The 12,746-nt window shown below is 66.6% G+C and carries 7 protein-coding genes and 1 pseudogene; 4 read left to right on the forward strand and 4 right to left on the reverse strand.

The genetic code is table 11. The annotated features are described in order from the left end of the window. The first annotated feature begins 58 nt into the window (after positions 1-58). The gene (locus tag OG574_RS41600; protein ID WP_326777423.1) at positions 59-3,487 is read left to right on the forward strand and encodes a galactose-binding domain-containing protein; all 3,429 of its coding nucleotides are present in this window, start codon (positions 59-61) and stop codon (positions 3,485-3,487) included. 66 nt (positions 3,488-3,553) lie between these two features. Beyond that, positions 3,554-5,932: an Ig domain-containing protein gene (locus OG574_RS41605; protein WP_326777424.1), complete on the forward strand. Its 2,379-nt coding sequence runs from the start codon at positions 3,554-3,556 to the stop codon at positions 5,930-5,932. A 72-nt stretch (positions 5,933-6,004) separates the two neighbouring features. Here OG574_RS41605 and OG574_RS41610 read toward each other — a convergent pair whose 3' ends face one another. Next, on the reverse strand, positions 6,005-6,178 hold the full coding sequence (locus OG574_RS41610) for a hypothetical protein (protein ID WP_326777425.1): 174 nt from the start codon (positions 6,176-6,178) through the stop codon (positions 6,005-6,007). A 622-nt stretch (positions 6,179-6,800) separates the two neighbouring features. Between OG574_RS41610 and OG574_RS41615 the strand changes: the two are divergent. Next, a pseudogene (locus OG574_RS41615) lies at positions 6,801-7,454 on the forward strand (hypothetical protein); the annotation flags it as partial. Positions 7,455-8,285: 831 nt separating this feature from the next. Here the strand turns inward: OG574_RS41615 and OG574_RS41620 are convergent. Together OG574_RS41620 and mptB are read right to left on the reverse strand one after the other, a co-directional pair. After that, positions 8,286-8,984: an SDR family oxidoreductase gene (locus OG574_RS41620; protein WP_326777426.1), complete on the reverse strand. Its 699-nt coding sequence runs from the start codon at positions 8,982-8,984 to the stop codon at positions 8,286-8,288. Between the two features lie 127 nt (positions 8,985-9,111). Continuing rightward, positions 9,112-10,572 (reverse strand): polyprenol phosphomannose-dependent alpha 1,6 mannosyltransferase MptB, encoded by a 1,461-nt coding sequence (mptB, locus tag OG574_RS41625; RefSeq protein WP_326777427.1) that lies wholly within the window; start codon positions 10,570-10,572, stop codon positions 9,112-9,114. Between the two features lie 231 nt (positions 10,573-10,803). Here mptB and OG574_RS41630 point away from each other — a divergent pair, with 231 nt between their 5' ends. Then, a complete protein-coding gene (locus OG574_RS41630; RefSeq protein WP_326777428.1) occupies positions 10,804-12,288 on the forward strand; it encodes an MFS transporter in 1,485 nt (494 codons plus the stop codon). A 70-nt stretch (positions 12,289-12,358) separates the two neighbouring features. Here the strand turns inward: OG574_RS41630 and OG574_RS41635 are convergent, their stop codons facing one another. Continuing rightward, a complete protein-coding gene (locus OG574_RS41635) occupies positions 12,359-12,547 on the reverse strand; it encodes a hypothetical protein (RefSeq protein WP_326777429.1) in 189 nt (62 codons plus the stop codon). Positions 12,548-12,746 lie beyond the last annotated feature (199 nt).

The following is a 12,746-nucleotide window of genomic DNA, read 5'->3' on the forward strand; positions in this document are numbered from 1 at the left end:
CGCCGGTCGGCGCCACCGCACAACCCCTGCCAACTGAAGAAGAGAGGACCACTCGACAGTGAGTAGTTTCTACAGAAAGATCGCTTATTTCCTGGGGGTGATGATCGTCGCATCACTCCTTTTTGGCCTGTCCGCAACGAAGCAGGCATCCGCGCAGCAGTCGGCCGGGAACGCTCCGTTCATCAACTCGTGGCTGGTGTCGGGGCCATTCGATTCACCGGTGGTCGACAAGCAGTATGAATGTGAAGCCGATGGCCCGGCGACCCCGGTCGACGGGAAGACGAAGATTGCCCCGAAGGTCGGAGAGCCGTTGGGCTTCGGCGACGAAAGCAGAAACTGGGAGTACTTCGACGACCGCATCTATAACCGGAACTACGACGACTACCAGGATCTTGACGGGTATTACTCCGTCAAGAAGGGTGTCGACACGAAGAACAAGTACGTGTACGCGCACACGTACGTCTACAGTCCGGTCGATCAGCAGGCGTATTTCAACGCCGGGGCGAGCGGTTCGTACCGCCTGTATGCGAACGACAGCTGTCTGACGGCCCCGAGCACCCCGGTGGAGGTGCAGAAGGATCTGACAAAGCAAGCTGTCCAGCTGCACGCGGGCTGGAACAAGCTGATGATTCAGATCAAGCACACCTATACGGAGGACGTGAATTCAAACGGTGTGCCGATCGCCAAGGATCAGAACGTCGCCTATCTAGGGTTCTACGGCCGGGTGGCGGATCAGAACGGCAACAAGATCGATGGTCTGGTCAATTCCGTGACAGGGTCTTCGGGGAGTCTGCAGATCGTGTCGCAGGGACTCTCGACCGACGACGCGATCCATACTCCGCTCCCGAAGAACAACATGCCCACCGGTTACAAGGAATGGCCGTACGTCTGGAACAAGTCGGCGGGCGGCAACAAGTACGGGCTCAGCGCTTCGGCTTTCCAGTTCATGGCTGCCGGTGGCGCGCCGGGCTACACCTGGAAGATCATCGACGGGAAGTTGCCTGATGGTCTGGAACTGAACCCCGATGGCTCCATCGCGGATGGACTGGTCAACGGGAAAGTCGATCTGAACAGCACCAAAGGCGTCATTGGCGTCAACACCGAACCAGGCGACTACCACTTCACCGTCCAGGTGGCGGATAAGGAAGGGAAGACTGCGTCAAAAGACTTCACCATCAAGGTGAAGGAACGTCCGAACAAGTGGTTCGAGGAAGGCAGGGTCAGCGCACTGACCCATTCCACCCCGACGTACAACTACTTCGTGGATCCCAACTACTCCGTTGATCAATGGGCGGAGAGGGCGAAGCGTGAAGGGCATTCGCTGGTTTCGGTGGAATCCCTGCAACAGAACTACTTCTGGCCGTCAAAATTCGCCGATCCGAAGCACATCAGGGCGGAGTACCTCCCCAAGGACAAGGGCGGAAAAGTAGTAGACGGGTTGAAGCCGTACGAACAGGCGGTAAAGCGTTACGGCATGAAGTTCGGCCTGTACTACGCGACCGAGGGCGGCGGTTTGCAGCATTACTCCACTGATGTGTTCGTGCAGAATGTGGAGGATCTCATTCAGCGCTACGCTCCGGACTACCTGTACTTCGACGGTCCACAGGCAATGCCCAACGCCAACTACGACGCGATGTACAGCGCGGTACGCAACCAGAGTGATGAGATCATCGTGGACTCGAATGCCCAGGGGGCGGAGTACGGTGATCCGGATCTGAGAACCAGCGAGGCGTCGGGCATCTACGCCAATACGGGGAAGAACCATCTTCTCAAGCGGACCCCCATGGAACCGTGGAAGATGATCCACACCAAGAACATGCTCTCGCCGTACTACGGCAAGCGCGACGACTTCAGGCAGGTCACCAAAGAGATGGTGATGAATGCCGGTCGGGGCTATGTCGACAACAACGATCAATCGGTTCTCGACAGCCGGGGACCGAACTGGGACTCTCCCCAGGACATCGCCACGCGGTATCCGAAGGCTGCCCAGGAATTCATCGACGTACGAGAGGACCTCGCGAACTGGTTCGCTCCGGAACGCGGGCCGGAGCGGCACGAGTCCACGACGGGCACGACGCCGTACTTCCTGGCGGACGCCGGCTACGAGGACGATGGACGAGGAAACTACGAGAAGTTCGCCTTCCCCAACAGCACGACCGGTCCGCAATGGGGATATGCGACCGCCCGGGACAACAACATCTATCTGCACATCCTGAAGGGGCCGGACGGCAAGAAGGGCTTCGACGCGATCACCGACAAGTCCCTGACCATTCGTCCGGTCAAGGATCGGGTGAAGTCGGTGCGATGGCTGAACAGCGATGTCCCCGTCACGTCGTTCCGTCAGAAGGACGACAGCCTGACCATCGACCTCGCCGATGTGAAGGAAGACCCGATCGACACGATCGTCAAGATCGAGACGGACAATCCTGAGCGCAAGTACAAGCTGACCGACGTCGACGTCACCGGTGAGCAACTGGCGCCGAAGGTGCTGAAGGTCAAGGCCGAGGGCTACATGACGTATCCCGCGCTGAAGGCCAAGCTTTCGCATGTCACGTACAGCAGCGCGGATCCTGGGACAGCGAACGTCCGTCCCAGTGGAATCGTGCATCCGGTGTCGGACGGCACGACGAGCATCACGGTACGAGGCACCTACGAGGGCGTGACCAAACAAGGCGTGTTGAAGGTGACGGTCAAGGACGGCCTCGTCCATGCCGCCGACATGCTCAGCGCGTCGTTGTCGGTGGAAGGGAAGGAGGCCTACGGCGAGTTCGGCCTGAACGACGGGCTGAAGTACGAGCTACAAGGCAGGTCGACCGCGGGCGGGCCCATCGGCTTGGACGCGGCTCGGATCACATGGCACGGCGGAATCGTCGATCTGGCCGGCGGTGACAAGTACAAGCCGGTCGCCATCAAGGAAGTCGACACCTTCGGGTTCAAGGGGAAGAAGATCAGCACCCCGCAGGTCAAGGAACCCACGCGAGGAGTCGTCTGGGCGGACGTGACACTCGACGGTAAGACCCACCGAACGAACTGGGTCTTCATGGACCTGCTGCCGTACCGGAACCTCGCGAAGGGCGCCGAAGTCACGGCCGACCAGGGGCAGGACGCGTTGTCGAACCTCACCGACGGCAGGCTCATCGATGGCGACCACTTCGATCAGTCGAAGTGGTCGGTGCCGGGAAGCGAAAAGGCTTGGATTCAATTCAAGCTGCCCGCGAAGTCCGATCTCGCGAACATCGGCATCAACTTCAACACGCTGGATCAGAAGTACGTCAACACGCCCAAGACGATCAAGATCCAGACCAGTGTCGACGGCGTGACCTGGAGTGATGCCGGCACCGTCAATGGCCCGACGGGTACTGCCTATTTCGGGTTCCACGACCAGTACCCCCTCAACGCCCAGGCCCAGTACGTGAAGTTGGCGTTCGATGACGGCTCGAACGGGTCGACGACCGACCTGCTCGAGGTTGCCGTCAACGGGCGATAGGCGACACGGCGACCGGTCGGCGCCGCGGTCTTCAACGGTGACAAATCATTTCGATTTGGGGGAATTATGGACAGAAGGAACTTCCTGATCGCCGGTGGTGTCAGTTCGCTGGCACTGATCGCGACGCCGGCCCTCGCCCAGCCGGCGGCAGCAGCAGGGCCGGCGATCACGGAACAGGCCGGCCGCCCGTTGCGGATCAGGGCGGGATTCCTGTCGCTGGGTCTCGACCCGGCAGGACGGATAGTCGAACTGAAGGACATACGCACGGGGACCGACCATCTGTCGGCGGGCAGATCGCTTCCCCTCGTGTCCGTCGTCCTGGGCGACGGGAAGCAGGACGTCCTCTCCCAGGTGAAGGTCTCGCGGCGGGACGGTCGCGTGCTGGTGTTCAGCGGCGAGAAGGCGACGGTCGAGGTCAAGGTCGTCAACCACGCGACGTACGCGACGCTCGAGGTCGTCGGTCTGGACGCAGCGCCGGGCGTGGACGTGCGGACGCTGCTGTGGGGCCCGCTGGCCACCAGTGTCACCGACACCGTCGGCGAGGCCGTCGGTGTGGTCCGCGACAGCGGCTTCGCCCTCGGGATCACCCCGCTCAACGACAAGACCGTCGGCGGCTGGCCCAAGGAGTTCGACGCGTACGGGTTCGGCTCGGAGGTGAAGTCGAAGCCGTACGGGGAGGCCGGCACGCAGAACGAGTGGGGTGCCGCGGCGAAGACGTCGTGGGGTGGCATTCTGCGCGCCTACTCCTACGACTACAGCACGGTACGGACCCGCGAGGACGGCATCCGGATCGGCCCCCTGTCCGGCTTCGAAGGCCGGATCCTCGGATCGAAGCTGGCCGTGTACGGCAGCGCCCCTGATCTCGTGCTCACCGTGCTCAGCCAGATCGCACAAGGCGAGCAGCTGCCATACCCGACCATCGACGGGCAGTGGCAGAAGACGGCCCGGGCGACCCGGCAGCCGTTCCTGGCCCTGCACTCCCTCGGCACCTCGAACCTCGTCGACGCCATGAAGTTCGCGAAGCAGGCGGGCATCGAGAACGTCTACTCCGTGCAGGGCGCGGCCGGTCCCTGGACGTCGACGGGGCACTACCAGTTCAACAGCGGCTTCGGCGGCTCGGACGCCGCCGCGGCCCAACTGGTGGCGACCGCCGCCGCGGGCGGCATGCGGGTCGGCGTGCACACCCTGTCCAACTTCATCCAGGCCAGGGACCCGTACATCTCTCCCGCACCGGCCGACAAGCGGATCACGGTCGGCGCGACCGTGAAGCTGACCCGCGCGCTGGCCGCGTCGGACACGACCCTGTACGCCGACGGCGACTCCGGCGGCGGCGGTCACGTCATCGGCCGTCGGCTGCGCGTCGGCGACGAGTTCCTCACGTACTCCGGTGTGACGCAGGCGGGCGCCGGCGAGTGGCAGTTCACCGGCGTCAGCCGGGCACAGTGGGGATCGGCCGCGGCGGCCCACCCCGCCGGGGCTGACGCCACCCGGGTCAGCGAGAACCAGTACGGCGGAGCGCGGGGCGACCTCCCGATCATCGACGAGATAGCCACCCGCCTCGCCACGATGGCCAACACCACCGGCGTCCGCAGCATCTCGTACGACGGACTGGAGGAGGTGTCCTGGAGCGGCTGGCGCGGCCAGGGCTTCGCTCACCTGGTCAACGGCGTCTACCGCCAGCTCGACTCCCACGACGGCTTCATCTGCGAGGCGTCCAACCCGTCGTCCAACTCGTGGTTCGCCCAGTCGCGGATCAGCTGGGGCGGCATCGGCTGGTCCGACTCCAACTACGCGCAGGTGACCAGGAACAACACCTTCTACCGGGCCAACTTCCTCCCCGCCATGGGTGGTTCACTGCCGATCGACGCAGGCACGAGCCCGCTCGGTGTCGAGCACAACCTGGCTCTCGGCGCGTCGATCGGCGCGAACTTCGGCTGGTTCGAGACGAGTACGGACAGTCTCGCCAAGGGACCCAACACCGCGGCGGTGCTCACCGCGGTACGGATCTGGAACTCCGCCATCGAGGCCGGCGCCTTCACGCCCGCCCAGCAGGAGCTCATGACCGACGAGAAGAAGAACTGGCACCTGAGCGAGGTGACCGAAGGCAAGGAGTGGTCGCTGCAAGAACTGGACCCGTCCGGCAGCCCGGTCGGCCAGGCGCAGACGGTGCGGGCGCCGAAGCCCGGTTTCACGACACCGGAGCCGGCCCACGGCCGCGTAGGGGAGTTGTACGCGTTCAAGGTCACCTCGACCTCGCCCCGGACGGTCCGTTACGAGATAACGTCCGGCGAGCTGCCCACGGGGCTGAGCCTGAACAAGGACACCGGCGGCATCACCGGAGTCCCCACCGCCCCGGGCACGAAGCGGTTCACGATCACCGCGCGCAACAGCGGCGTCATGCCCGACGCGGAGGTCACATACAGCCTGCGGGTCACTCGCGGCTGACAACGGGCGGCCTCGGTCGGTCCATGACCGCTGAAAACAGTCAGGGCCACGACGGAAGTGTGACGACACGCCTCAGCGCTGCCCTTCGACGGCGTCCAGAGAGATGTCGTGGCCCTGGCTCGCCTGGTTCTTGTGCGCCGACACCGTGATGGCGACGGGGGCCGCACCGTCGATACTGACCCGCATCATTGCCTGGTACGGACCCCGCAGTGCGCGCAGGGCGATCTGCCGGTCGGTGAGGTGCACACCTGCGGCATGACCGGGGAAGCACCACCTGCCCTGGACCCGGCGGATCGTTGGCGCAGCCTGCTGAGCCGCGTGTTGGCCGAGGCCACCGCCCCGTCCGCCCGATCCGGGCTCCCACGCCTGTCTCCACCACCGAGGAGTTCATGACCATGAGTATTGTGACCACTGCCGAGCGCCCCCCGGCGCCGGAGACCCCGTTGATCGACGACGTGACGGTCGCGCTGCTGGGCGGTCGGTTCGCCGTCCGCCTTCTGGCATCCGGCCTGTGGCTGGGATCGGACCCTGCTGGCGGACCGGGCGGGCAGGATCCACACCAGCCTGATCAAGGGCGCTCACCGAGGGGGCCCGTCCCCAGCTGTACTACTTCCTCATCAACGGCCCGGACTTCGCCGGCCTGCTCGACCAGTACACGCAGCTCACCGGACGCTCGCGGGTGCCGCAGGCAGCCATCTTCGGCCTGCAGACGTCGGACAAAAATTTCGCGAGTGTGAGCGACCAGAACTGGTGGCGTCAGAAGATCACCGAGCACCGTGCCGCCGGTTTCCCGTTCGACCACCAGGTCAACGACAACCGCTGGTGACATGGCTCGGGCGCCTGGTCGGGATCGTGGTTTGAGTTCAGCGACGAGCGCTGGCCCGACCCCGCGGGATACGCGGAGTGGGCCGCTGCCAACGGCGTCACGGTCACCCTCGACTACAACCGCAACAACTCCAACGAGATGGAAGGCTGGGTCGCGGGGCCCCTGCCCGGCTACAGCTTCGACGCCGCCGACCTCGCGGCGGTGAACCAGAAGGACGCGGTGCCCGACTGGACCAACCCCGCCGCCCGCTCCTGGGTGTGGAGGGTCTCCTGGAAGGAGGGCTTCGACTCCGCTCTGAAGTATCCCGGCGACGGCCTCTGGCTGGACGAGCCCGACGAGCTGGGACGCATCCCGTACAACGCCGACGCGGCCAACGGCTGGAAGTGGTCGGGTTACGCCTGCTTCGCCGACTCCTCGGCGGACGGCGCCTTCATCGAGTGGACCGTCGATGTTCCCGACGCCGGAACCAGGACGCTGACTTTCCGCTATGCCAACGGCGGCCCGAGCGATCGCCCGCTGTCCGTGTCGGTCAACGGCTCCCCCTGTCGAGAGCGCCCTGCCGTTCCACCTGACCGGGGATGGGCCACCTGGAAGACGACCTACGTCGCCGCCGCGCTGCCCGTGGGCAGGGTCACGACCCGCGCGACCACGGCCGGATCCAACGGCGCCCACATGGACAGCCTGACGATCCACTGACCCCCCCCAGCGTCCGGGCACCAGCGATTCCCGACGACCCAACACTCCGAACTGCAAACCTTGCGGCGTGCGGCAGAAGCCGTGGAGCGGACAGCGCTTCCGGCTGCTCGGAAGCGCTGTCCGGGTTCGGCCTGGGGACTTCTTCCTCTGCGTCGGTTCATGGGGCGGGATGTGGGGCTGTTCGCCGGATCCCGCGTCGAGGTCCGGCATGTCGTCGGGGGTGACGGTGAACTGGTTCAGACGCTCTTGGCCGCCTGGAAGCGGCGTTCGTGTCGGCTGGCGGCGTGGACGTTGGGGCTGCGGCCTACGTCCTTGACCGGCTCGTGGATCCCCTCCCGTCGCCGTGATCAAGGCCTGGAGGTGGGTGTCTGGCTGCGCTCCTGGAGGGGTGCTCCTCCGTGGGTAGCCGCCCAGTAATTGCTTCTCGAGCCGTCGCTGGAGGCCCATCAGCTGTGCGATCTCTCTGGCCGACAGATCGCCCCCGGCGCCACGAGCCTCGTCCAGCTGTGCTCCACAGGGACAGATGTGCGCCTTACGCCCGGCTTCGGCTGGATCGCTAAGGGAAGGAGGTTGCGGCAGACCCGATCTCTGGCCTCAGGCAACAGTAGGGCGAGCACCACCACGTCGAGGGATCTCCGCACAGAACGTCTCGCGCAAGAGTCATCGCCATGGCGTGTGACCTGCGGTGTACCAATGTGCCAAGTATCTCTCTGATTTCGGCCTCCGAGGTGCTGAAGCTACTTGGCATCACTACAGGTCAGGAACATCAGCTAGTGCCATGTATCGATCCTCGTCACAGGCGCCTTTTCGTACGGTCGTCGGGGCGCGGGGTCAGCCGAGCTGCCCGGACGGCCGCATGGTGATGTGGTTGATGTCCACGCCCGCGGGCTGGTTGACGGCGAAGACGATCGTGTCCGCGATGTGCTCGGCGGTCATCGCCGGCGCCGCCTCGGGGGTGCCGCCGCGCTGGTCCCAGAACGGGGTGTCCACCACTCCGGGGGCGATGACGGTCACGCCGACCCCGTCCTTGCCGACCAGCAGCCGGGTGTTCTCGGCCAGCGCGTGCGCGGCCCACTTGGTGACCGAGTACAGGTTGCCGGGCGTGTTGCGCACCCCGGCGACCGAACCGATGATCACGATCCGGCCCTTGGACTCCCTGAGGTGCGGCAAGGTCTCCCGCACCAGCAGGGCCGGGCCCAGGACGTTGGTGAGGACCATGGCGCGCATGTCCTCGGGGGCGTGGCTCTCCAGGTTGCCGGGCAGCGAGAAACCGGCGTTGGCGATGACGTTGTCCAGCCGGCCCCACGCGTCCACCACGTGGCGCACGGCGGAGGCGACGTCGTGTTCGTCGCTGGTGTCGCCTGGGATCGTCAGCAGCCGCTCGCCCGCTGCGGCCGAAGCGGCGAAGGCGGTGAGCTTGTCCGCGTCACGTCCGGTGACGGCCACGCGGTGGCCCTGCTTGAGCAGGGCGCGGGCGGTGGCGGCGCCGATTCCGGTCGAGCCACCGGTGATCAGCGTGACGGGTTCCATGAGACGGCCTCCTGAGTGGTGTGGTCATCGGGGATCCGCCGCGATCCTGGACGTCGAGGAACGCGAGGTGGCGCGTGAGGCCGACCGGCTCCGGGCCCCGGTTCCCCGGAACGCCCGCACTATAACTTCAGGGAAACCGCAAAGGCTCTCCGTAACTGGGCCGGGGGGAAGGCTGAAGCCCTGCGTCACGGGCTCGCTGAGACGTCCATGCCGCCCACAGCAGGATGGCCGAGATCCCCAGGACGGCGCCGACCACATCCGGGACGGTGGGCCCCCGGCCCGACGGAAACACCATGAGAACCACAACGACGACCACTATCTTGATCCGGGTGTCCGCCAGCGGGCGCCATGCGACGGTGGCCAGGGGCACCACACCCCACAGCAGGTACCAGCCTTGCACGGCTGGAGCACACACCACCAAAGCCAACAATCCCAGGGCCGCGGCGCGTTCGGCGCCGAGGCGAGGAGCGCGCGCCAGGAAGTACAAGGCGCCGCAGCCCCCTGCCAAGGTGCCGAGCGTACGCATCACTGTCACCGGGTCAGGCGTGGTGTCCCAGCCGGCTTCGGTCCCGATCCACCTCAGCAGCCGCCCGACGTCCGTGGCCACCGACATCGGCGTGTACGAGTGGGCCGGCGTGCGGATCGTATGGAGCCAACCCCAGCCCAGCCCGCTGAGCGTCACCGTCAGCACCAGCGTCCCGACGGCCACGAGGAGGATCCCCGCCGCGCGGCCCAAGCGTCGCCACCGGCCCGTCTGACCGGCGACTGCCACCAGGGCGGCGCACCCCAACGCGACCGCGGCCGGGGCCTTCACCAACGCGGCGCACGTGAGCGCGACTACACCCAGAACCCATCGTCCCGACCGGCACGCCACAAGACCGGTCATCATCAGGCCGAGCATCAGTGCCTCGTTGTGCGCCCCGCCCACCAGGTGGGCCAGCACCAGCGGATTCAACGACGCCGCCCACCAGGCGCCTGAGCCGTCGCCGCCCGACCGGGTCGCGAGCCACTGAACCGACCAGGCCAGCAGGGCGAGCCCGGCGAGCGCGGCCACCCGATGGAGCACGACAGCGGCGACCACATGGTGTTCGCCGGTCACGAAGACCACGGCCCGACTCACCAGAACGGACAGGGGGCCGTACGGAGCCGGCGCGTCCCGCCACACTTCGGGGACATTTGCAGCGAGATGCCCGCCGAGTGCCGAGGGCCCGACTTCGTACACGTTCCAGGAGCGCCCGGCCAGTGCGCCCTGAGCCACGTAGCTGTAGATGTCCATGCTGAACAGCGCCGGCGCCGGGAGCAGGGGCAGCGCCCAGCCGCCCAGCGTGAGCCACTGGCGCCGTCTGCTCATCACCGCGCCGGCCCGCAGCAGCGTGCCCAACTGCCACCAGGACCAGAGCAGCAGACTGAGTCCCGCATACGCCGCCGTCGCACCGATCAGCGCGAGGGCGGGTCCCGGGGCTCCCCAAATCCCGTTCGGCACGCCGCGCGGCAGAGCGCCGGCGCCCCAGGCACCGCATGAGAGCAACGCAGAACCCCACATGCCACGCTGTGCCCAGACCCGAATACCGCTATCCGCCGCTCTCATTCGCACGAAGGTAGAGCGCTTTCCGGATCACCGCACCAGCTCTGCCCCAATGAACGGCAAACGCCGGATGTCACCTGTGTCCGCGGCCGGGATGGGTCCATGGTCACAGCTTGGATCACGCGCCGCTGCCGAGTCCACAGGCGTGCCCACGATGTGGACATGCGGAGGGGTGAATTCCGGCCGGTGCATACGATCCGACGGTACGTCCTCGCACCACACCGGAAGGCGCTCGTGAGTTCCACCTCCCCCCTGTCCACCAGCACATCTCCGGTGACGCCGTCGGGCACGGTACTGATCCGCTCCGCGGCCGACGTCTCCGATCTCGTCAACTCGGGCACGGCGCGGGGCCGGCACGCCAAGATGATCGTGATCATCGCGCTCGGCGGCATCTTCCTCGACGCGTACGACCTGAGTTCCCTGGCCTACGGGCTGCCCGACATCACCCGGCAGTTCGGCCTCAGCCCCACCATGGCCGGCACGGTCACCGCCTCGATCAGCGTCGGTTCGCTCCTCGGCGCCCTCGTCGGCGGCTGGCTCGTCGACCGGATCGGCCGCTACCGCGTCTTCATGGCCAACATGCTCTTCTTCGTCGCCACCGCGCTGGTGTGCGCGGTCGCGCAGGACGTGTGGACGCTGATCGCCGCGCGCTTCGTGATGGGCATCGGCGTCGGCATGGACATCCCGGTCGCGATCGCGTTCCTCGCCGAGTTCTCCCGGCTGCACGGCAAGGGCAGCAAGGGCTCTCGCACGGCCGCCTGGTCACCCGCCTGGTACACCGCGACCAGCGGCTGCTACCTCGTGATCATGCTGCTGTACTTCGTCCTGCCGGACGCCCAGTTGGGCTGGCTGTGGCGGTTCACCGTCGGCTTCGGCGTGGTTCCCGCGCTGCTGGTACTGCTCCTGCGCCGGCGCTACATGAACGAGTCCCCGACCTGGGCCGCCGACCAGGGCGACCTGGAAGGCGCGGCGAAGATCCTGCGGCAGTCGTACGGCGTGGACGCGCGCGTCGCCGACGACGCGCCCAAGACGGCGCCCCGCGCGCCCCGCACCGGCCTCGGCGCGTACGCGCGGCTCTTCGCCCCGCCGTACCGCACGCGCACGATCCAGTCGGTGGCGGTCGGTCTTGCGGAGACCTTCGGCTACAACGCGGTCGCGTTCGGACTGCCGATCATCATCGCCACGCTGATGACCCAGGGCCCGCTCACCACGATCGCGTCCTCCTTCGCCCTGAACCTCGTCTTCGCCCTGACCGGCGGGCTGCTCGGCATCCGCTGGGCGTCGACCCGCGGCGCCTGGCCGATGATGACGCTGGGCTTCGCGATCCAGTTCGTCGCCATCACGGTGCTCGGCCTCATCGGGGATCCGTCCGGGACGGCCGTCGTGACGGCGGGCATCCTGATGCTCGGCGCGTTCATGTTCGCGCAGGGCTTCGGCCCCGGCGCACACATCATGAGTTACGCCTCGCTGGGCTTCCCGACGTCGATGCGCGGCGTCAGCATCGGCTTCAACCAGGCCGTGCTGCGCCTGGGTTCGACCTTGACCCTCTTCTTCTTCCCCATCCTCAGCACCGGCCTCGGCACCCACGTCTACTGGGTCATCCTCGCCGCCCCCGTCCTCGGCCTGACGGCCCTGCTGGGGAAGCGCTGGGAGCCGATCGGCTTCGACGCGGACGCGGAGGAACGGAGCCGGTCCGGGCTGACTGCATCCAAGGCCTGAAGGACCTAACGCCTGTGCCCCGACCGACAACACGTCGGTCGGGGCACAGGCGTTCAGGTGGCGCGAGTGCCTACTGGCCCTCGTCGCACATGCCGTCCTCCAGCTCGGAGATCGGCCGGTCGCCGGAGGCGACGCAGATCCACTGCGTGGGTTCCTCGGCGTACGCCCAGCTGCGGGGGTCGGTGAGGAGCTCGGTCAGCTCCTCACCGGTGACCTCCCGGCCCGCGCCGTACGCAGGCCACTCGTCCGACCGGAACACCCTGATGAACCCCAGGGGCTGCCGGCAGGCGATGAGCGTCGGCCCTCCTCGAAGGAGGCATCGGATTCCCGCCCGGCCGCCGCGCCGTCGACCGGTGCGCCAACCCGCCGTAGCGTTGTACCAAAGCGCCGAGCAGAGATCCTCGATCGCACTGGGCACCGCTGATTCGGGAGAGGGGCGATGGTGTGGAGGGCACAGG

The sequence above is a fragment of the Streptomyces sp. NBC_01445 genome, assembly GCF_035918235.1.
Taxonomy (GTDB): Bacteria; Actinomycetota; Actinomycetes; order Streptomycetales; family Streptomycetaceae; genus Streptomyces.